Source organism: Micromonospora sp. USAFONa4 (assembly GCF_057197825.1).
Map to the genome: position 1 here is coordinate 4,454,692 of NZ_CM170072.1, position 21,123 is coordinate 4,475,814.

A 21,123-nucleotide genomic window follows, 5' to 3' on the forward strand; every position below is an offset into this window, starting at 1 on the left:
CGGCCACCACCGGGGCGTGCGCACGCCATCCGAGGAATTCGGGGTGGCGCGGAAGTCGCATGATGTTCCCTGTGATCTACCTCCCGAGCGGCCAGCGTCGCAAGAAGAAGAGCCGCTTCGACAACTGCGACGCCTGCAACTGCGACATCCCCTGCTGCGACCTGGGGCTCTTCTCCACCCTGCTGACCCTGGGCGCGCTGGTCGCCCGGCTCGTGTCGCCCGGCCGGGCCCCGGCACCGCCGACCGTCGCCGCCGGGCGGGGGCCGCTGGTGGACCGGGCCGGGCGGGCCGCGATCCTTGGCTACCGGCGCTGGCTGTCGCACCGCTGGCCCGGGCAGTGCCGCTTCACCCCGACGTGCAGCGCGTACGGGCTCGCCGCCGTGGAGCGCCACGGGCTGGCCGTCGGCGGGCGGATGGCGGCCGACCGGGTGCGCCGCTGCCGGCCCGACGTGCCGCGCGGCACCCACGACCCGGTGCGCTGACCGGGGCGGCCGGCGCCCCGGACCGCTGTTCGCCGGGGCGCCCTGAGCTGCGGGGATGCCCCCATCGACGCCTCGGGATCGGTCATGATGACAGGATGGAGATCCGCTCCGACGATGGTGCCCGGGTGAGGATCCGGCCGGTGGGCTACCAGCCCGGGGTCGAGCCGCCGGACGACCCGGACGAGGCGGCGGAGTGGGACGACTGGCTGCTCGTCGAGACCGACGCCCGCACCGCCGACGGGCAGGCCTGGTCGCACCTCGAACCCTGCCTGACGGTGGCCGAGGCGTACGCGCTGGCGGGCTGGCTGCGGCAGCAGGCGGAGACGACCGGTGACCCGGCGGAGCCGTTGGCGGTGGCCCGCTTCACCGAGCCGAACCTGGCCTTCCGCACCCGCGTACTGCGCCGCCGCAGGCTCGCGCTGACGGTCGAGTTCGCGTACGAGTCCCTGCCGCCGTGGATGCGGCGGCAGCCGCCGGGCGCGGTCTATCCGCTGACGCTCACCGTCTCCGCCGACGCGCTCTCCGTGGCCGCCGAGCAGTGGGCGCGGGAAACCGACGCGTACCCCCGCCGCGCCACCTGCTGACGGTCGGCCGCTCGCAAGTCGACTTTCCGGCTACCGGGCCACCTCGTGGGTGGTGACGACGACACTGGACGGACGACGAACCGCAGGGGGCGGGATGGCCGACGAGGAGCGGACGGAGATCCGACGGTGGCCGCCGCGACGGGTCTGGATGGTGGCGCTGCTCGGTGCCGGGGTCACCCTCGTGGCACTGGCCTTCACCGTCGCCGCCATCGTCTATTCGCCGGACGAGGTGGGCGGGCCCTCCGACCAGGCCGAGTACCAGGCGCGGATCCGCGCCGACCGGTCCGGTCTCTTTCCCGGCACCCTCCACGTGGCGGCCGAGCGGCGGGTGCGGGTGGGCGAGGAGAGCAGGATCGGGATCTGGGCGTGCGGTCCGGACAGCGGTGTGGCCTGCCCGGCCGCCACGGCGACGTCCGGGACCGGCCCCGTTCCGGACGCGAGCCGCGAACCGGTGGCGGTCCCGCTCGGAGCCCGGGTGCGGGTCGACCTGACGAGCGGCAACCCCGACGCGATGACGGTCAGGTCGGTGGACGCGACCGGGGACCCGGCACAGCCCCTGACCGAACGCGACGACGTGGCCTACTGGGCCTGGTTCGTGAAGGCCGCCCGACCCGGCACGTACCCGCTCGTCGCGAGCGTGTCGGTTCTCGCGGGCGATTCCGAGACGCTGCTGATGCCCCGGGAGCGGGTGGACATCGAGCTCACGGTGACCAGGACGGGCGCCTACACCGCGCGCGAGGCGACCCGCGGCGGCTGGGCGGTGACCCAGTGGATCGTCGGCACGGTGATCGCGTTGCTGGGCACCGGGTTGATCACCGTGGCGACCCTTGCCCGATGGCGGCGCGGTCCCGGTAGGTCGCGGCGTCGTCGCACCCGGGCCCGCCGGCCGGACGCCTGAGTCATTCCGGGCCTCGGCCGGCCTCGGCGGGACCCGCACCAGCACCGAGGTCGGGGATGGTGAGTGAGCCGTCCGGGCCGAGAGGGAAGCCGGGGTTCCAGGCGATTTCCCAGACGTGCCCGTCGGGGTCGGCGAAGCAGCCGGCGTAGCCGCCGTAGAAGGTCTCGCGTGCCGGCACGGTCACCTCCGCCCCGGCGTCGGCCGCCGCCGTCAGCAGCGCGTCGACCTCGGCCCGGGAGCGGACGTTCTGCGCCAGCGTCGTCCCGCCGAAGCTGCCCGTGCCCAGGTCGGGCACGCCCGCGTCGGCGGCCAGCTTCTCCCGGCTCCACAGCACCAGCGCCAGGCCGCCGGCCTGGAAGAAGACGGTCTCCTCGACCTCCTGGCCGCGCCAGCCGAGCCGCTCGTAGAAGGCGCGTGCCCTGGCCACGTCGGCGACGCCGAGCGTCACGAGGCTGATCCGCTGCTCCATCACCCGGCGACCCTCCAGCTACGACCCGGCACCGTCCACCGTCACCGTAGCGTCGAACCGGCGGCCGTTGCGGCTCCGGTGGCTCAGCCCCGTCCCGTCATCCGGTCGGCGAGGCGGCGCAGCGCCGGGGCGGCGGCGAGCAGCGTCTCGCGGTCCGGGGCGTCCAGCTCGGCCAGCGCGGCGGCGAGCAGGTCGCGCCGGTGCCGCCCGTACGCGGCCATCCGCTCCCGCGCCGCGTCGGTCAGCTCCAGCCGGATCGTGCGCCGGTCGGCCGGGTCCCGCTCGCGGTGCAGCAGCCCGGCGGTGGTCAGCTCGCCGACGAGGGTGCTGACCGTGTTCGGCGCGGTGCCGAGCCGCTCGGCGGCCTCGCGGACGCCGATCCCCGGGCGCCGCTGCACCAGCCGCAGCACCTCCACCTGGGCGTCCGGCAGGGCGGTGCGGCCGACCCGCTGGGTGGCCGTCCGGCGCAGCATCCGGTGCAGGTCACCGAGCGCTCCGCCGAGCAGGTCGACCGTCTCGTCCGTCACAGTCAGGCCCTCCGACGCCGAAATAGCTCTGTAGTCAGAGCTATCGTAGCCGGGCCGAGCCGTCAGTGAGGGGACCGCCATGCCGCACGCCACCGCGCCGCCCGTCCGACCGGACGAGCGCGTCGCCGCGCCCACCGGGCGGGCCGCCGTCGTGCTGCTGGTGCTGCTCGGCACGCTCACCGCGTTCGGGCCGCTCTCCCTGGACACCTACCTGCCGGCGTTCCCGGAGATGACCCGCGACCTGTCCGCCAGCCAGGCGCAGATCCAGCTCTCGCTGACCACCTGCCTCGTCGGCATGGCGCTCGGCCAGCTCGTCACCGGTCCGCTCAGCGACCGCTTCGGGCGCCGCCGGCCCGTGCTGGTGGGCGTCGCCGCGTACACCCTGCTGTCGTTGGTGTGCGCGGCCGTGCCGTCGGCCGAGACCCTGGCCGCCGCGCGGCTCGCGCAGGGTTTCGCCGGCGGCATGGGCGTCGTGGTGGCCCGCGCCGTCGTGCGCGACCTCTACGCCGGCCGCGAGGCCGCCAAGTACTTCTCCCGGCTCACCCTGGTCTTCGGCGTCGCCCCGATGGCCGCGCCCGCCTTCGGCAGCCTGGTGCTGCGCTTCGGGGACTGGCGTACCGTCTTCGTCGCCCTCGCGGTGATCGGCGCGCTGCTCGCCGCCGCCGTGGCGTGGCGGCTGCCGGAGACGCTGCCCGCCGCGCGGCGCAGCACCGGCGGCCTCGCCGCCACGGCCGCCGCCGGCCGCTCGCTCCTCACCGACCGGATCTTCCTCGGGTACGCGCTGGCGCAGGGCCTCGCCTTCGCCGCGCTCTTCGCCTACATCTCCGGGTCGTCCTTCGTCTTCCAGGACGTCTTCGGCGTCTCGGCCGGGGCGTTCAGCCTCATCTTCGGCGTCAACGCGCTCGCCCTGGTCGCCGCCGGCCAGCTCAACGCCCGCCTGCTGGACCGCTTCGCGCCCCGCACGCTGCTGGTGCGCCCGCTGGGCGTGGGGCTGCTGGCCGCCGCCGTCCTGCTCGCGGGCGCGCTGCTCGGCAGCCTGCCGCTGGTGGCGGTGGCGCTCTTCGTCTTCATGGGATCCCTCGGCATGGTGATGCCGAACGGCACCGCGCTCGCCCTGGACCGGCACCCTGCCCACGCCGGCACGGCCGCCGCCCTGCTCGGCACCATCCAGTCGCTGGTGGGGGCGATGGCCGCCCCGCTGGTCGGGCTGGGCGGCGAGGGCAGCGCCGTCCCGATGGCCGTGGTGCTCGCCGGGGCGGCGGTCGCCTCCCTCGCCGTCGTCGGCACCCTCGCCCGCACCCGCCGCCCCTGACGCTGCTCGCCCGTGGTCACTGTGAGACGCCGCGCCCTGCTCGCCCTCACCCTCGCCGCCCTCGCGGCGGCCGGCTGCACGCCGCCCGAGACCACACCCGCCCCGGAGGACACCGTGACCGCACCAGCGAACCAGGACCTGCTCGCCGCCGCGAGCGCCGGCGACCCGACGAGGGTACGCGCCGCGCTGGCCGCCGGCGCCGACACCGAGACCCGCGACGAAAGACGGCGTACGCCGCTGCTGCTGGCCGCCGCGAACGACCACGTCGACGCCGCCCGGGTGCTGGTCGAGGCGGGCGCGGACCCGAACGCGCTCGACGACCAGCACGACACCCCCTGGCTGGTGACCGGCGTGACCGGCAGCGTCGCGATGCTGGAGGTGCTGCTGCCCGCCGGGCCGGACCTGACGATCGTGAACCGCTACGGCGGGATCTCCGTCATCCCCGCCAGCGAACGCGGCCACGTCGACTACGTCCGGCGGGTCGTCCGCACCGGCATCGACGTCAACCACGTCAACAACCTCGGCTGGACCGCCCTGCTGGAGTGCGTGATCCTCGGCGACGGCAGCAGGCCGTACCAGCAGATCGCGGAGATCCTCGTGGCCGCCGGCGCGCGCGTCCAGCAGCCCGACCGCGACGGCGTCGACGCGCTGGAGCACGCCCGCCAGCGTGGGTACGCCGAGATCGTCGCCATCCTCTCCCGCTGACCGGCCGCTGCCTTAACCGGTCGCCGAAATTCGCGTGCCGGCGGTAGCGTGCCGGCGTGTCCCGCCTCGTGACCCTCGTCCTGGTCGATGCCGCCGGCGCTGCGCTGGGCGCCCTGCCGCCGTTCGACGTCCCGTCGCCCTGGTGGCAGGAGGTCGCCCCGGTCGTGGCCGAGGCCCGCCGGCGGTACGGCGTCGAGGTGGCCGTGCTCCGCCTGCTGGCCGGCGACGCGCCGCAGCCGATGGGCGGCACGGTCACGTACCTCGCCCAGGTCGACGGGCCGCCCGGCACGCCGCTCGTACCGGCGGAGGCAGACCTGTCGGCGGACCCGCTGCGCGCCCCCTACGCCGAGCCCGGCGGGCCGGCGCGCAGCCTCGCCTGGGCGACGGCCGAGCTGCGGCGGCTCGGCCGCCCGGCGGAGACCGTCGCTCAGCAGCGCACCTGGAACCTCTCGGCGGTCTGGCGGCTCGACGGGCCGGGCGGCACGGCCTGGCTGAAGCAGGTGCCGGTGTTCTTCCGGCACGAGGCCGCGGTGCTGCGCTGGCTCGGCCGGGCCGCGCCCGGCAGGACGTCGACGCTGCTCGCCGACGACGGCGACGGCCGGATGCTGATCGAGCACGTGCCCGGCGAGGACCGCTACGGCGCACCCGTCGAGGAACGGCTGGCGATGGCCGCCGACTTCCACCCGGTGCAGGTGCGCTCCGCCCCCGACGTGGCGGAACTGATCGCGGCGGGCGTGCCCGACCTGCGCGCCGACGCCCTGCCGGGCTGGATCCGCGACCGGCTGGTCGGCTGGGACACCTCGCCGGTGCGGTCCCTGCTGGCGGGGCTGGCGGCGAGGCTCGACCAGGTACGTGGGTGTGGCCTGCCGGACACCCTCGTGCACGGGGACCTGCACCCCGGCAACGTGCGCGCCGACGCCGGACGGCACGTGGTCATCGACTGGGGCGACGCGTTCGTGGGACACCCGGCCTTCGACGCGCTGCGGCTGGTGGAGGGCCTTGCGGACGATGTCGCCGCCCCGGTGCTCGCCGAGTGGTGTGCGCGGTGGCGGGCCGACGTGCCGGGGTGCGAGCCTGAACGGGCCGTGGAGCTGCTGCGGCCGGTCGCGGCGCTACGCCTGGCGGCCGTGTACGCGATGTTCCTCGACGGGATCGAGGCGAGCGAGCGGGTCTACCACGCCACGGACGTCGACACCTACTTCGCGAAGGCGCTCGCAGAACTCGGGCCGGCGACCCCCAGCGACGGGCACGCCGTCAGGTAGCTCCGCGTCGACTGTCGCGTGTCTGACACTGCCGCTCCGCCCAGGTGCCTCAGTCCGCTGGGGACGGGCGGCGCGCCGGGCGTCGACGCCGTAGCGGCTGTTTCCGCTCAGCAGGGCAAACGTCGGATTGCCGGCAAGTAGTTGCGCGTGCGCAATATCGACTTCGTAGGTTGTTGACGGCGGGAACAGGTCAGCCGGGGCCGGCCGATCGGTGGAACCTCGGGGGTCCCGCTGGTAGGACTCTTGTGGGTAGGGTCCGGGGACCGCCAGTGGGGAGGTGGGAGCCGTGCGTCAGCGCGGAGGTGACCGACTGCTCGTACGACGAGCCCGCCTGCCAATCTCCTGACGACAGGTCGATCCGTCCCGTCCTGGCCGGTCCACCCAGCAGAACCAAAGGTGCCGCATGCTTTCCCGCTCCACGTCCTCGACGGAATCGCCCGCACTCATCCGGGACCGGGCCACCTCCCTGGTCGAGTACCTGATGGCCGTGCGGGCGCAGCTGGAGAAGCCGGCCCGGACGGTTCCGACCGCCGACGCCTTCTGGCAGCACGACTTCCCCGCGCACGCCGCCTGCGAGGTGGGCGTCTCGACCGACGGCGCCAGCTGGCTGCGGGTCGGCCTGCCCGCCGCCACGAGACCGATCAGGACGCCCACGGAGTTCGCGCCGTACCTGACCGGTGCGCCGTCGTACGCCGTGGAGCCCCGGCTCGTCGGCGACGAGGAGACGATCGAGCGGCTCCAGGAGCGGTTCGCGCAGTGGCGGGAGCGGGAGTGGCGCCCCTGGGCCGACCAGACCCGGCGTACGGAGGCGACGCGGCAACTGCACCGCAGCCTGTTCGACCTGAAGCACCGCGTCGACATGGACGCCGCCACCCACGAACTGGTGTGGGGCCACGGCGTCATCCGCACCGACGTCGCCGGGCACCGGGTGCAGTACCCGCTGGTGGTGACCCCGGTCGCCATCGAGTTCGACGCCGACCGGTCGATGGTCACGGTGGCGCCGCAGGGGGCGCCCCGGCTCCAGACCGACCCGCTGACCGGCCTCGACGAGCGCTACCTCGGTCAACTGCTCGCGCTGGCCGGCTCCGGCGGTCAGCTCGACCTCGACGTCTGGCACGACCTCGACCGCGTCGAGTTCTTCGAGCGGGCGCTGCGCCGGCTCGGGCACGACCCCGTCGTACGGGACAGCGGCGCGGCGGCCCCGGCCGGCCCGCACGTGCACGACACCGGCGTGCTCTTCGTCCGGCCCCGGCAGCGGATGCTGCGCCGCTTCCTGGAGGAGCTGCGCGCCCGGCTGCTCGCCGGCGACACCGCGAGCATCGGCTCGCTGGCCGCCATCCTGGCGCACGAGCCGAGCCGGCTGGAGATGCCGCAGGACCAGCCGGCGCGGTGGGCGCCGCTGGGGGAGCGGCTGCTCATGCCGCTGCCGACCAACGAGGCGCAGGAGTCCATCGCGCGCCGGCTCGCGCAGCACCGCAACGTCGCCGTGCAGGGCCCGCCCGGCACCGGCAAGACCCACACCATCCGCAACCTGATCTGCCACCTGATGGCGCACGGCAAGCGGGTGCTCGTCGTGGCGCAGAAGGAGGACCCGCTGCGGGTCCTGCGCGACGGCCTGCCGAAGGAGATCCAGTCGCTGTGCCTGGCGGTGCTGGGCCGCTCCACCGACCAGCTCGTGCAGCTCCAACTGGCCGCCCGCGAACTCTCCGACCGTGGGGCGACCCTCGACAAGCGGGGCGAGCAGCAGCGCGTCGACCGGCTGCGCCGCCAGTTGGAGGAGGCCGAGCGGGACCTCGGCCAGGCCCTCGGCGGCCTGCGCACCATGGCCGAGAACGAGGCCGCGCACTACGAGATCGACGGCATCCGGCTGTCGCCGAGCGACGTCGGCAACTGGCTGCGCGAGCGGGCCGACCGCTACGGGGACATCCCCGACGCCCTGGCGCCGGACGTGGCCGCGCCGCTGGGCGTGGAGGAGTTCACCGAGCTGCTCGACATCGCCCGGCGTACCGTCCGGCAGGACCGCACCCAGGCGCTGCGGCACCTGCCCACGGCCGCCGAACTGCCCGCGGCGGCCGCCGTCCTCGCCGGCCGGCGCGAACTCGCCGCCGCCCGCGAGGAACTCGACCGGCTCGCCGCCGCCGGGGTCGTCCTGCCGGAGGTACGCGCGTTCGGTCGGCCGGCACTCGACGACCTCGTCGGGCAACTGCGTCAGGCGCTGACCCTGCTCGCCGGCCGCGAGGGCGCGTGGACCGACCGGCTGGCCACCCTGCTCCAGGCCGACCCGAACTGGCAGACCAGGTGGCAGGACCACGTCGCGGCCTGCCAGCGCGCGCTCACCGACCTGACCGCAGCGACCCGGACCCTCGCCGGCCACCAGGTGAGCGTGCCCGAGGGGCAGCTCGCCGAGCCGCGCCGCCTCCTCGCCCAGCTCGGTGAGCTGCGGCAACGGTTCGCGACAGGCAAGGGCGTCAACCGGGTCTTCCAGAGCACCCTCGCCCGGCTCGCCGCCGAATGCCGCATCGACAGCGAACCCCTGCGCGCCACCGAGGACGTCGACATCGTCGTCGCGTACGTCACCCGGCTGCGGCTGCGCCACGAGCTGAACACCCGGTGGGCCGAGTGGCGGCAACTGCTCGACCTCCCCGCCGACCTCGGCGACCAGCCCGACCTGTGGGTGGGTCGGCTGCTCACCGACGCCGCCACCGCGCTCGACTGGGACCGCCGCCGCTGGCCCACCCTGCACGCCACCGTCCGCCGCCTCGTCCCCCGGGCCGAGCAGGCGGTCGACGTACGCCGGCTGACCGCCCTCGCCGACCTGGTCTCCCGGTGCGCGACCGTGTTCGACCACGACCGGCTCGTCGCCGACGAGCGGGCCCTCGGCACGGTGCTCCAGGAGGGCATGTCGCGCACGGACGCCAGCGAGCTGTGGCGGCTGCTCGACCAGAGCCGCCAGCGCGCCGACCTCGAAGGGTGGGACGGCATCCTCGACGAGGTACGCCGGCTCGCCGCCCTGCGCCCCGACGCGCAACGCTTCGCGCAGCTCACCGAACGGCTACGGCAGGTCGCGCCCGGCTGGACCGCCCAGATCGAGGACGGCACCGCCGTCGCGGTCGGCGGCACCGGGGCCGACTGCCCGCACCGCTGGCAGTGGCGCCGCGCGCAGACCTGGTTCGACACGGTCGTCGGCAGCGTCGACCCCGTCGCGCTGGGCCGCCGGATCGAGCAGACGCGGGAGCGGATCCGCCGGCTGACCCAGGAACTCGTCGTCGCCTCGTCCTGGCTCGAGGTGTCCAAGGCGCTCGACGACCGGCGCCGGGCCGCGCTCGCCGACTGGACCACCGCCCTGCGCAAGATCGGCAAGGGTACGGGCAAGAACGCCGCCCAGTGGCAGGCGCACGCCCAGCGGGCCATGAACTCCGCCGTCGACGCCGTGCCCGTCTGGGTCATGTCCGTCGACCGGGCCATCGAGCAGTTCGCGGGCGGCGCCCACTTCGACGTCGTGATCGTCGACGAGGCGTCGCAGGCGGACATGTTCTCCCTGCCGATCCTCAGCCTCGCCGAACGGGCCGTCGTCGTCGGCGACGACCAGCAGATCGGCCCGCAGCTGTCGTTCGTCGGCACGGTCACCGGCCTGATCAACTCGCACCTGGTCGACGTGCCCTCCGCCGAGCACTTCGACCCGGAGAGCAGCCTCTACGACCACGCCGTACGCCGCTCACCCGAGCGCATCCTGCTGACCGAGCACTTCCGCTCCGTACCGGCGATCATCGGCTTCTCCAGCCAGACGTACTACGGCGGGGAGATCGAGCCGCTGCGCACCGACCGGCCCGCCGGCATCGGCGAACCCGTCGTCGCCGTGCACGTGCCCGAGGGCATCCGCCAGGACCTGCCCACCTACGGCAACGTCAACGTCGCCGAGGCCGAGGCGCTCGTCGAGCGGGTCGCCGCGATCGTCGCCGACCCCGCGTACGACGGCCGCACCATCGGCGTGGTGAGCCTGCTCAGCACCAGCGGGCAGGCCATCTACCTGCTCACCCGCCTGCGCGAGGTGGTGGGCGAGGGGGAGATGGAGCGGCGCCGGCTGCGCGTCGGCGACCCGTACACCTTCCAGGGCGACGAACGCGACATCGTGCTCGTCTCCACGGTGGTCTCCCCGCACAACGGCATGGTCTCCGCCTTCACCAAGCGCGACCACCACCGGCGGGTCAACGTCGCCGCCTCCCGCGCCCGCGACCAGCTCTGGGTCTTCCACTCCGTGCAGCCCGCCGACCTGCGCGAGGACGACGCCCGGGGGCTGCTGCTCACCTACTGCCAGAACGTCACCGCCGCCGACGAGGCCTACGACGACCTGGAGAAGCGCTGCGACAGCGACTTCGAACGCGCGGTGCTGCGTCGCGTCCTGACCCGGGGATACCGGCCGCTGCCGCAGTACCGCATCGGCGGGTACCGCATCGACTTCGTGCTCCCCGCACCCGACGGGCGGCGGCTCGCCATCGAGTGCGACGGCGACGCCTACCACGGGCCGGACCAGTGGGAGAGCGACATGCGCCGGCAGGCGGTGCTGGAGCGGGTCGGCAACTGCGTCTTCGTCCGCATCCGGGGGAGCGTCTTCAGCCGGGACCCGGAGGCGGCCCTGGAGCCACTGTGGGAGCGGATCGCCGAGTTGGAAATCACGGTCGTCGAGCCGAATCTCGAGTCTCCGCGGGGCCTCCCCGCAGTCGACACCGTCACTTCGGCGGTAGTCGCGGATGACGTTGTTCGTGACGAGGAAGCCCTGTCCTCGGAACCGCATCTAACTCCCACTGGCAGGCCGACGACCGCTGGGGTCAGCACCTCCGCTGCAGGTGGCTCCGCCTGGGTGCATGCTGACCGAGAGACGGCTCCGGACGGCTCTGCCGCGACGGGACCACGGTCGATCGTCAAGACTCAGGCCTTGGACAACCAGCCGGATGTGGGGGCCACGGCAGCACGGCCGTCGGCCGAGCCCGTTCAGACATCGGAGAATCCTTCCGCGTCTCGCCGAGGCGACATCGAGATTGAATCCTCCGCGTTGAATGAGCAAGTGGCGCACCAGTCTGAGCCGTTCGCTGAGGTTCGCCCGCTGGATCAGCTGCGCCATGAGGTGCCGTCGCACCTCGGAGAGCAGGCAAAGCCACGGCTGTCCGGAACCGGGCTGCCGCGACAGGCAGCAAGGGATTCGGACGCCAGACAACCGAATGAGCGGACGGCGCCTCCTCTGGCAACTGGGCAAGGCTCTCTCCCACCTACGTCCCTCGCCAACAGCACCAAGGAACCGGAGCCGCCGGTGCCTGCTGGATACGACAGCCTCGTCTGGCTGCGGCCGTACGAGGCGCAGGCCGCCATTACCAGCTATCAGCAGCGGTGCGACATCCCCATTCGGCACGACGGAAAGGTCCTCGGGTGGGCCAGGTTCCACCCAGGCACCTCTGCGGAGGCCCGAGCTAACCGCGCAAACATCAGAGTGGACCGGACTGGTCCCGACGGCTTCGAAGTAGTTTGCTGGGTGCACCAGAACGAGGCGAAGGCGGTCATCCAAGCAGCTAGCAGGAGGCGTGACGTCCCATGGGAGGTTCCTCAGGGTGGCCGCGGAGGATTGGTCCAGTACTTCGCACCCACCAGCCCTGCCGCAGTCCGACATCGGAGTGTGACCCGTCTGCTGCGTTCAGCGGGCCGCGTTCCAACCGGCGCGACGGATTCAGGCGACGGCAACACCCAGGACATCGCGAAGCCGATTGAGGGACCTGTCTCTGAGCGGCTGCAGCGGCAAACAACGACGCAGGAGGCGGAAGGGGTATCTCGGGCTCGCCGGGATCTCACGGCCTCAACCACTCCGGGGAGGAGTGAGCAATCTGGGCCGGAGCGAGCTTTTCACCAAGCGATGGTCCGCATCCTCGTGCGGGCGCGCGATGAGGCCAACTACAACCCCGCTCTCCTGCTGAGGATGGTCACCGAGATGGGAGGCCTCGCTGCGGCTCGACGGCTTCTCCACAATCCGGCGGTTTCGGATGGATTTACCGCCCTATGGGAGCGGGGACGCGTGGACCTGACGGTGGAGGCTCTCGCACTGCAGGCGGAGTTCCATTCGCTCTTTACAGAGGAAGAGCTGGCCGTGGCCAGCAGTCGGGTCAAGGGAGCCACTTCGCGCAGCTCCTGAGTTCGCGATGAGGTGGTCGTCAGCAGCGCAAGACGGAGCGACGGCCATCCTCAGCGAACGAACCCAGCGTTGACTGGATGGTCGGCGCGTCGATTAAGCTGGCGCTCGGCGGGTCAGCTAGCTTGTCCGTGTCCGCGGAGCAGTCGAGTGGTGCTCCTGTAGCGTTCGGCGGCCTCGCTGTCGGGCTGGAAGTACTGCACCCTCCCTGTGGTGACACCATCGGATCCGCGAACAGACATCGCCCGCTTCTCTGCTGCTGCCTGGACGATGGCGAACGCCTCGTGCTCGCGGATCCAGCACACGACGCGCTCGCCCTGCGACCTGGCTCTGACCAGCATCACGTTGGCGCGGAACTTGGACGCGTCACCGGAACTGTCGTCGACGTACCGGGCCCAGCCCGCAATGTTGTCTCCATCGTGCACGGGAACGTCGGAGTGCAGTTGGTAAGCCAGCACAGCGGCCTCCGCCTCATGCGGCCGGACCCACCCCACGCTGCGGTACCCCGTCGGTACTGACACAGGGCCGTCGTCGGACGAGACCTGGTGCTGCGGTTCCGCCGGATCGACGGCGAGATTCTCGTTGCTGGCGTCGCCCCCGTCGTCCTGAGCGTTCCGCGCGGCCCCACCTGACGGGTCAGTTGGCGACAGATCGACCCATTGATGGCGAGGACGGGTCCATACCTCCTCAAGGAGACCCGCGATGTCATCATCGCCGCGCTGCCGGTAAGCCGACAGGATTTGTCGGGGCTTGGCATCGACTGGAAGATCAACTGCCATGGCTAAGGCCATCTGCGCGTCTTCCGGGTCCCCGACCCCCTCAGCGCAACCCGTGAGCGTCGCAGCCTGCTCCAAGGGGTGGTCCTCGGGATTGACCGGGTCTTGAAGTGAAACGTCAAAACGACCGTACGGGGCGAACTCAAGGAAGACGTTCTGCCCTTCCCCTACCTCAAGACGGTCTAGGAACCTCTTGATGGTGCCACTCGACGGCTGCAGTCCCGTCCATCGGATGCTCTGCGTGCCGAGTTCCGACTCGAGTTCCACGACTTCGCCCTGTGCACATCCCACGAGACTGGCGACTCCAGAGGGCACCGGAAAGCCCGAGCCGCGGAGGTGGTCTCGGGTGACGGTGACACGCAACTTCCACCATTCGTCGTCATACTTGAAAAGTCGGCGGGTGGCGCTTGGCGCCTTGCGAGGTGCTGCGGGAGATTCTCGACGGCGGACCGCACCCTGCACGATCTCGTAGTCACCGTTTCCGGCATAGGCTTGCACGCTGCTCGGCGACACATCGAACCTGCTGGTGATCGCCTCGATGAGCTGCCCGATCTCCACCTCGCCCCCTGCAGCGGCGAGTTCAAGGCCGATCCGCTGCCGGATCGATGTGTATTCCTCCATTTGCCAGCTCGCAAGCCCCCAGGTCGCCCGGTCGGTTCTCACGAACCGATCGTCCTCGCCCAGCTGGTTGGCCAGACTTCGGATGCTGTTGTCCCGACCGATCTGCAGCTGCAGCTCATCGATGTGAAGTGGTTCGCCAGTCGCGGCCAAAAGGCCTGCCGCGTGGTCACTGAGCGAACGGGTGCGGGTCAGGATCTGGTTGTTGTGAAGCACATAGCCACACCAACTGAGCCAAGCGAGTAGCTCGGTCTTCGGCATTGAGGTGGCGGCGGCGACAGCGGCCAGATCTACGAGGCCATGCTCCGTCGCAAAATCCTCAAGCAGGGTTCGGGTCTGCTCGCGTGCGGCGGCGACGTCGGGAGCAGCCGCCCACCCGTCCGTCACCTCGAAATAGTCGTCCAGACGGTCCAGTACGAGCCAGAGTGGAACGTTGACCCCTGGAACATCTCGGGCGAGGGCGGGGTGCAGGACGATCAGCCGGTCCAAGGCGGCGATCGGTTGGATCTCCGTGCGCAGACTCGCCAGGAGATTCCCGATAGCTGTGCCGAAGTGGAACCTTCCGACGAGCAGATCCTTCACCTTGCTCTCGATCTGCCGGACTCGCTCGCGGGAAACATCGAAGTCGTCCGCCAGCTCGGCGAGTTTCTTCGGTGGCCTGCCCAAAAAGCGATCGCGCAGAATGCGAATCTGTCGCACGTCGAGCTCGGACAGGAATGCGGTGAACTCAAGGACCGGATCCAAGCTTGCGGTGGCGGAAGCCATGTCCGCCGCCGTGAGTGAGTTGAGCCGGAGAGCCAGTTCCTGGATTTCCTCAGGCGCCCCGTCCTCGACCGCGACATTCAGCAGGGACTGATCGCCGCGACGTCGGATGTGACGCCAAGCCGCCAACTGGTTGAGGTCCTCCAGCATCTGAATCTGGGCGGGGGGCAGCGGAGTCGGCATCGGCCCGCGTAACGGCTCCCCTTCGTTCTCCGGGCCATCCCATTCGCGCTGCTCACCGGACCGGACGATCGCTGCCGAGACGAGGGCTGTGACGGCATCCTCAACCGTGTAGTGCCCCGTCCCGCGGACGTCGTAGAGGTCTCCGACTGTCAAGGGCTCGAGGTCGGCGACCGTCTGCACCTGCAGGCGCTGAAATGTTGTCGCGACCCTGGAGCTGATCGCAAGAGTGGACAGAGGGAGTTGGCGCGGGACTGTGGGGAAACTCGGGCCGAAGGCAGCGGTTGAATGACGGACGACAAACAGCTGGGCGAGATGACGGCACAGTTCCTCGTGCTCAACGGTCATCGTGGTGACCGCCGGCGACTCAGTGATCCACCAGTCAGGTGAAGGAGTCAGGTCGACGAGTTCTCGTGCTGTCGCCGGCGTGTAGGGAGCCAGCCAAGGCAGCAGCCGGGTCCAAGGCGCGTCGTGGTACGCCTCGGGGGGCAGATCCCCGAATGCTGTGCTGGTCATGGTTGTCCTCTCCTTGCCGGTACTCGACGTCAGTTTGTTGATCAGTGTTTGGCGTGAAACCCGAGTCGCTTCGCCTCATCCATGAGTCGAAGGGCCTGAGTGGCCTGTTTGTCAGTGACCGGCCAGCTGTTGTTCACGTACCGCCCAACGGTCTCGGCCAACTGGCGTTGCCAAGGCTGCAGGTTGCGGGTTTCCTTCGCCCAACGTGCCACTGCAAACCATTCGGGTGCGGAGATGGTCGTCACCGAGGCGACGTCACCGGAGGTGTCGTCCGGCACCGTCGGCGCGCTGTCTTCGACGGACTGGTCAGTCAGCTCCGCGATGAGTTCGTCCGGCACCGTCCATGGGACGGCGAGGACTGCCTCCCAGCAATCTGGACGCTTCGCCCACTCGCCGATATTGGTGCCGCCCCGGAGAGGGTTGACAATCACGTCGCGAACGGGGACGCAGAGCTCTTCCAAAGCCGTGGCGAGGGCTGGGCTGAGGCCCTGCTCCCGCCAGATCCGATCCAGGTCGATCCGTCGGTTTGTCGCCTCAGCGAGCCGGGCGATTGAATACGCCGTAATGTTGATCTTGTAGCCGCCGAAGTCCTTGGCAGCGACGATCTTGTCAGTTGCCTTGAACAGGATCGCCTTGGCGATGAGCCGCTGGCCGAAACTGATGTTGATGTCCGGCACGCTGTCACCCATCCGCATCATCAGCTCGCGGAAGTTCTTCTCAGCCCCCCGGCTCACGAGGTAAGGGAGCCCAGCCCAGGAATGGATGTACTTCGCCGCATCCGCCTTGGTGAACTTCTGAGCGAGAGGGTGCAGGCTCTTGAACTTGCGCTGGTTGGCCGGCGTTCGTTCGCGGGCCAGCGCGTCGGTGTACTGCCCCCGCGCGCGCTCGTAGAACCAGCGAGTCTCCTGCCCGCTCCCGTCGGCTGCGGGGGCCCACAGTGACCGGGTGATCTTCTCGATGCCGACGTGGAACGGATGGTTCGAGCTGAAGTCGACGACGGTGACCTTGTTCTGAGTGTTCGAGTACTTCGAGATCTCAGGCACAATCTCCTGCAGTCGATCAGGCGAGACCCGGGTCAGCTTCATCTGGACGTGGACCCGACTGAGGTCCACCTTGTCTCTCGTGTACGCGTAGTGGATGGACGCGGTGGTCTGGCCACCGTTGACGATCTGCAGGTCTTGGACGCGCCTGATCGCTCGTCCGCCGTCGGGGAGCTGGGTGAACTCCACGGTCGACGCTGTGGCAGTGATCCCGTTGTTGTAGGCCAGGAACCGATCAGGGTTGTGCAGCAGGGTGTCGCGGATGCCGCGGTTCACGCCACCCTTGGTCTGCAGGAACGAGCGAACGTTGAGCTCGAGCAGACGCGTGCCGTGTTTGCCGTAGAGGTTGGCCAGCTCCTGTCCTGGAATGATGGCCAGGAAGACTGAGTAGTTGCGGTCGGTCTCGGGGGTGGCAAGGCAGGGCAGTGGCGGATCGAAGTCAACCACGATCGGTTCACTGAGCGTCCCGGAAGAGGACAACCGGTGAAGGCGGTTCAGGTCCCAGATCTCGTGAGTGACCTTCAGGCCGTCCAAGTCGCCGGGCGGGATGCTCGAGACCGCACTGACAACGTCGGTGAGAAGGAAAAGTCGGATGCGGGGGGCATCGGGTAGGGCCTTCTCGACCGCGACGCACATGTCATGCACGTCGGAGGACTCGTCGATGTCCCGCGCGAGACCGTCACGGCATTTGCGGACAAAGGTCACCAGGCGCTTGAACAAGGTCTCGACCTGGCCCCGTGGCAGGCGGTCCTCCTCAGGCCTGAGACTGAAGTGGGTGATGAAGAGATCGAGAGTCCCCAGGGACTCGTTGGTGCCGTAGCCGTTGACCTCCAGCCCGTGGGTCTTGTGGTAGGCGGTAAAGGTGTTCTCGATCTCGCCGGCCTGCTCCAGTTCATCGAGCACGCGACGGGTGAAGGTGTCGGGAGCTGTGGCGTTCTCCGCCTCAGCCGTCGCGAGCACGTCGGCGACGAGTTCCTGAACGTAGGCCGACAGGCTGTTCTGGCTCATGCCTTCTCCTTCACGATCTTGGCCACCCATTCTGCGGAGACGCCGTACTGGTCAAGTCCGGCAGTGCTTATCCGGTAGCGGCAGTCCCCGACGCCGGACCGGAGGTCTACCTCCACAATTCGTGGGAAGTCGCCGATGACGTGCCAGAAGACCGTCCGGCGGACGGTGTACCGAACGTCGTCGTACAGATGACGGTGCTCCGAGAGGTAGCCGACCCGAACAAGAAGGTCACCAAACTCAGCTGGTACCGGGCCCGTCGGCATCGCCTCCTTCAGCGAACCGACAACCTGATTCAGCGACTCCCCGGAACCGCCTCGCCGTTCGTCCACGGACAGGTGAGCCAGGACCAGGTGGTCTGTTCCAGTGTCGTCGAGCTGACGTTCGCTGGCGATCACGATACTTCCGGGGTTTCTGCCAGCTCCGGTCTTGACCTCGATCGCGCACCCCGGCAACTGAAAGTCCTGATTCGCTCCGGTGGGGCCCCGCCAGGAATGAACCGCTTCAGCGGGCGACAGGACCGGAAGGAGGTGATCACGGAGCACCACGAGTTCCCCGAAGAGACCCCGCCTGGCATCCACGCCGAGGCCGGTGTCCCGAAGCGACTGAAGGAGGTGGCGCCAGTGTTCGAAGCGCTCGATCGCCACGCTGAGCGCCTGCACCGGCCCCTCCGTCGCCTGAGCCGCCAGGGCGACATCGGCGATCAGCGGGTTGAACACCTCTCGCCGGTCATCGGCGGTGAGCACCACCCGTAGCTCGGCATTCCCGTCGGGAGCCGCCGCGAACTGCAGCGCCAAGCCTCGAGTGCTCGCGAGAGGAGAATGTCGCTCCGCCACTGCCTCGGCCGCGGCAGCCGGCACGCGGACGACCAGCGCGCGTCGCCCACTCGGCTGTTGAACAGCTAGGAAGATGTCATGCCCCGAGCGTGGAAACAGGCGACGAGCGACGATGCCGTACGGGTGGTGTTCCGCTTCGAGTGGTGCCCAGTCCTCTTCGTCAATCCTCACTCGTCGGGGTCCTCGTCGTCGTAGTAGTCAATCTCCTGTTGCCACCAGATGTCGTTGACCACGTACTCGGTCTCGGTCGGATGCTCCGAGAAGGGGAAGCTGATGGCGAACCCGACAACCGGAAGACGATCGTGGTTTGCGGTCTGCTGCGGATGCTCGATCGGGTAGATGATAAGTAGTGGCTCCTGCGCCGGGCGGAATCTCCGGAGTGACTGCCCGGTTGGTACGTCAGGCTCCTTGTACTCCCTGTTCTTGCGCTCGGCCCACGCCCGACGCGCTGCCCTCGTGGCCTGCAAAGCCAGTTCAGCCACCTCGTCTGCGAGATCGCTGCTTTCATCGGCAGGGTTGAGTACTCGCTTGATAATGAAGCGGTCACCTTCGATGGGGCGCTCCTTGCCCTCAACCGTCGGCGGTCGCCGCTTCACCAGTCCAATCTTTTGATTGCCGATTTCCACCTGCCGACCCGGAGCACCCACCAGGCGTACCGTCCACCGGGACAGCTCCCCGAAGCCGGCGCAACGGCGGATGTACTCCGCGATGAAGGCGGGTCGCACGCGGTATGAGCCGCGGTCGGCGACGTATCGGTCGAGAAAGCCGTCGATGATCTCTGCAGGTGTGATGTTCCGCCACACGAGGCTCTTGCCTGCGGTGTGTGGTTCGGTTGGCTCGCTCAGCAGCCTGACGAAGCGCTCCAGGTTGTCGAAGTTGCGTCGCAGTACCTCTGGCCGGAGGTTGAAGATTGTGGTCTCCGGAAGCTCACCGGAGTAGCTCAGCCGTACCTTGACGCCACGGCGCATCTTGTTGGCGGCCGTGACCGCAAGTCCGGCGGAGGACGCGCGAACCCTGAGACCGAAGCTCTTCGGCGTCTCTCCGAGTGCCGCCATCTCCTCGAACTCCCGTCGCAGCTCGTTGTCCGCTGCGGTGATCTCGGCATACGCGTCGCGAAGATCAGGCGTCGTGTACAACCGGCAGAGGTCCTCGTAACCGGGGCGGTAGCCGAACCAACGTCCCATCTGCAGCAGAGTGTCGTACGTGTTCGACGCGCGCAGGTAGTAGCTGACGCTCAGCCCCTCCAAGGTCAGGCCGCGGGACAGCTTGTTGCCACCCACCGCGATGACCGACACCCCGGTCCGCCTGTGCTCGTAGTACTCGAGGGCGTCTCGCGAGCTGCCGTTGATCGCGCGGGCTTCGATCTTGAGTAGGGCAGGGCGCAGCTCCTGCTGGACGTCCTGCCAGGACGGTGGGGTCGCCTCCTCGGACGGGAAGTTCGCACTGGTCGGCGCGAAGTCACGGTCCCACAGCTCACGGAGCTGGATGAGGACTTCTCCGGCTTCGCGACCCATGCTGTCTCGGAGCCGGTCCCGCATCAGGCCGATGTACTCCTCGATCTGGTCGCGTACCAGGTTCTGCACGTTCATGAACCTGGTGACGTGGACAAGCATGGAGTTGTGCTGGCGACCCTGTCCCCGTGCTCGCCGCGTCGCGCAGGTTAGTACGAAGGCGTCCAACGCCTCGCGCAGGGACTCGGGAAGGTCCTCTGGCAGCGCCCAATCCTTCTTGTGGCGCCGCGGCATCCAGGCTTCGTGATCATCGATGGCACGGAAGATCGGTAAAGCCTCCACGTCATCCTCGTCCGGGTCCTCGGTGCGTAGGCCGAACATGCGCTCTGGCCCGAGGTAGTTGGACGGCGCGGGCAGACTCTCGATGAAGCTGTCGGGGAACAGGTCGAGGCCGAACGTCTCGTGGTCGGCGTCAGGCCTGATGTAAATGTTGGCAAAAGGAGTGGCGGTGTAGCCGACGTAGGCGGCCTTGTCGAAGCAGCTCAGCAGGTGCCGGATGGACGCGTTGATCCTTGTCGGATCGGCGTCGTCGTCCTTCGTCGTGTCAATCGACGCGTTGTCAGCCTCATCGTCGATTACCAGCAGGGGAACGTCCCGCACGACCTTGGTTGTGCCGTCAGCGGTTGGTTCACCCTCAACCTCGACCACCCACTTCCGTACGTATTCGAGGATGCTCTGGTGCTTCTTGATCACCAATACGACGGGATAGTCGCCGATCGGAAGGTTCAGGTTGCTCGCCACGTGCCGCCGGAAGTCGCCCCCCTCGGCACTGTTGGTCAATGAGGCGATTCGGAGGCGCTTCACCCCTGGCATGACGCCAACACCAATGCGTGCGGTGCTCTTGTTCTCGTCATAGCGTTGCTGATACTGGGTGTCGAAGCCGAGGAGTCCTTCGTCGACCCGAAGTTGGGTCTGACTGCGCAGGCTGTTGTGGATCCCGGCAAGGATCACGATGAGTTTGTAGCCGGCGTCGGCGGCCTTGCAGGCCAACCCGATGTAGTTACCTGTCTTGCCCGACTGAACCTGACCGACCACCAGCCCGGTACGACGCCAGGAGCCGGGACGCTGTGGGTCCTCGAGCTGTCGCAGGATCCTGTCCGTGCTCTGGTTCAGTCGTCGTACGACTCGCGGCGGCATCAGCCGGACGTCCTCAAGATACCGACGGTATCGGTCCCAGAAGTCCCAACTGCGGTCCAGCTGCGCCTCAACCAGCCACTCGATGTGGTTCCGGTCGTCCTTCAATCCCACCGAGTCGTCCTGCCAGACCGCCACCCGGGCCTGGATCTCTTTGAGCAGCAGATCCCGGTCGAGTGCTTGGCCTCGGGCCTGCTGCATCGCGCAGACCATGTTCACGGCGTCGTTCAGCTCGGCCGGATTCGCCTGCCGATCCTGCGGCAGGAACGCGAGCACGAGCCGGGTGGCCTGCTGCATCGTGTCATCGTCATCGTTTGTCAGCGCTGTCATCCGG

General features: G+C 69.5%; 13 protein-coding genes. 7 read left to right on the forward strand and 6 right to left on the reverse strand.

Annotated features, from left to right (window positions below):
• Window positions 1-62: 62 nt before the first annotated feature.
• The 3 genes from yidD (at window position 63) to AC0OO9_RS19845 (ending at window position 1,964) form a co-directional block, all read left to right on the forward strand.
• A complete protein-coding gene (gene yidD, locus AC0OO9_RS19835) occupies window positions 63-482 on the forward strand; it encodes a membrane protein insertion efficiency factor YidD (RefSeq protein ID WP_484517991.1) in 420 nt (139 codons plus the stop codon).
• A gap of 95 nt (window positions 483-577) precedes the next feature.
• Window positions 578-1,066 carry a WapI family immunity protein gene (locus AC0OO9_RS19840; RefSeq protein WP_484511497.1) on the forward strand — a complete coding sequence of 163 codons (489 nt, stop codon included), beginning with the start codon at window positions 578-580 and terminating at the stop codon, window positions 1,064-1,066.
• A gap of 94 nt (window positions 1,067-1,160) precedes the next feature.
• Complete coding sequence (locus AC0OO9_RS19845) at window positions 1,161-1,964, forward strand: hypothetical protein (protein ID WP_484511499.1); 804 nt, start codon at window positions 1,161-1,163, stop codon at window positions 1,962-1,964.
• Between the two features lies 1 nt (window position 1,965).
• On the opposite strand, the gene AC0OO9_RS19850 is transcribed toward AC0OO9_RS19845, so the two are convergent.
• On the reverse strand, window positions 1,966-2,433 hold the full coding sequence (locus tag AC0OO9_RS19850; protein WP_484517992.1) for a VOC family protein: 468 nt from the start codon (window positions 2,431-2,433) through the stop codon (window positions 1,966-1,968).
• Between the two features lie 83 nt (window positions 2,434-2,516).
• Window positions 2,517-2,906 (reverse strand): MarR family winged helix-turn-helix transcriptional regulator, encoded by a 390-nt coding sequence (locus AC0OO9_RS19855; RefSeq protein WP_327031153.1) that lies wholly within the window; start codon window positions 2,904-2,906, stop codon window positions 2,517-2,519.
• 133 nt (window positions 2,907-3,039) lie between these two features.
• On the opposite strand from AC0OO9_RS19855, the gene AC0OO9_RS19860 reads away from it, so the two are divergent.
• The 4 genes from AC0OO9_RS19860 (at window position 3,040) to AC0OO9_RS19875 (ending at window position 12,414) form a co-directional block, all read left to right on the forward strand.
• Entirely contained in the window at window positions 3,040-4,272 is a 1,233-nt protein-coding gene (locus tag AC0OO9_RS19860; protein WP_484511501.1) for a multidrug effflux MFS transporter, read from the forward strand.
• Window positions 4,273-4,284: 12 nt separating this feature from the next.
• The gene (locus tag AC0OO9_RS19865; RefSeq protein ID WP_484511502.1) at window positions 4,285-4,977 is read left to right on the forward strand and encodes an ankyrin repeat domain-containing protein; all 693 of its coding nucleotides are present in this window, start codon (window positions 4,285-4,287) and stop codon (window positions 4,975-4,977) included.
• Between the two features lie 56 nt (window positions 4,978-5,033).
• Complete coding sequence (locus tag AC0OO9_RS19870; RefSeq protein WP_484511504.1) at window positions 5,034-6,239, forward strand: aminoglycoside phosphotransferase family protein; 1,206 nt, start codon at window positions 5,034-5,036, stop codon at window positions 6,237-6,239.
• Between the two features lie 403 nt (window positions 6,240-6,642).
• Window positions 6,643-12,414, forward strand: coding sequence for an AAA domain-containing protein (locus AC0OO9_RS19875; protein ID WP_484511506.1), 5,772 nt, complete (start codon window positions 6,643-6,645; stop codon window positions 12,412-12,414).
• Between the two features lie 113 nt (window positions 12,415-12,527).
• Here the strand turns inward: AC0OO9_RS19875 and AC0OO9_RS19880 are convergent, their stop codons facing one another.
• Genes AC0OO9_RS19880 through AC0OO9_RS19895 form a run of 4 tightly spaced genes read right to left on the reverse strand, consistent with a single transcriptional unit; the run spans window position 12,528 to window position 21,119 of the window.
• Window positions 12,528-15,263: a sigma factor-like helix-turn-helix DNA-binding protein gene (locus tag AC0OO9_RS19880; protein ID WP_484511508.1), complete on the reverse strand. Its 2,736-nt coding sequence runs from the start codon at window positions 15,261-15,263 to the stop codon at window positions 12,528-12,530.
• Between the two features lie 41 nt (window positions 15,264-15,304).
• A complete protein-coding gene (locus AC0OO9_RS19885; RefSeq protein WP_484511510.1) occupies window positions 15,305-17,311 on the reverse strand; it encodes an AIPR family protein in 2,007 nt (668 codons plus the stop codon).
• A complete protein-coding gene (locus AC0OO9_RS19890; RefSeq protein ID WP_484511512.1) occupies window positions 17,308-18,315 on the reverse strand; it encodes a PD-(D/E)XK motif protein in 1,008 nt (335 codons plus the stop codon). The genes AC0OO9_RS19885 and AC0OO9_RS19890 overlap by 4 nt, the downstream gene beginning before the upstream one ends.
• Window positions 18,312-21,119 carry a Z1 domain-containing protein gene (locus tag AC0OO9_RS19895; RefSeq protein WP_484511514.1) on the reverse strand — a complete coding sequence of 936 codons (2,808 nt, stop codon included), beginning with the start codon at window positions 21,117-21,119 and terminating at the stop codon, window positions 18,312-18,314. The genes AC0OO9_RS19890 and AC0OO9_RS19895 overlap by 4 nt, the downstream gene beginning before the upstream one ends.
• Between the last annotated feature and the right edge of the window lie 4 nt (window positions 21,120-21,123).

Excerpts from the sequence above, each read along its gene's own strand:
- yidD (WP_484517991.1), top strand. The coding sequence starts at position 63 with ATGTTCCCTGTGATCTACCTCCCGAGCGGCCAGCGTCGCAAGAAGAAG.
- AC0OO9_RS19840 (WP_484511497.1), top strand. The coding sequence starts at position 578 with ATGGAGATCCGCTCCGACGATGGTGCCCGGGTGAGGATCCGGCCGGTG.
- AC0OO9_RS19845 (WP_484511499.1), top strand. The coding sequence starts at position 1,161 with ATGGCCGACGAGGAGCGGACGGAGATCCGACGGTGGCCGCCGCGACGG.
- AC0OO9_RS19850 (WP_484517992.1), bottom strand. The coding sequence starts at position 2,433 with ATGGAGCAGCGGATCAGCCTCGTGACGCTCGGCGTCGCCGACGTGGCC.
- AC0OO9_RS19855 (WP_327031153.1), bottom strand. The coding sequence starts at position 2,906 with ATGCTGCGCCGGACGGCCACCCAGCGGGTCGGCCGCACCGCCCTGCCG.
- AC0OO9_RS19860 (WP_484511501.1), top strand. The coding sequence starts at position 3,040 with ATGCCGCACGCCACCGCGCCGCCCGTCCGACCGGACGAGCGCGTCGCC.
- AC0OO9_RS19875 (WP_484511506.1), top strand. The coding sequence starts at position 6,643 with ATGCTTTCCCGCTCCACGTCCTCGACGGAATCGCCCGCACTCATCCGG.
- AC0OO9_RS19880 (WP_484511508.1), bottom strand. The coding sequence starts at position 15,263 with ATGACCAGCACAGCATTCGGGGATCTGCCCCCCGAGGCGTACCACGAC.
- AC0OO9_RS19885 (WP_484511510.1), bottom strand. The coding sequence starts at position 17,311 with ATGAGCCAGAACAGCCTGTCGGCCTACGTTCAGGAACTCGTCGCCGAC.
- AC0OO9_RS19895 (WP_484511514.1), bottom strand. The coding sequence starts at position 21,119 with ATGACAGCGCTGACAAACGATGACGATGACACGATGCAGCAGGCCACC.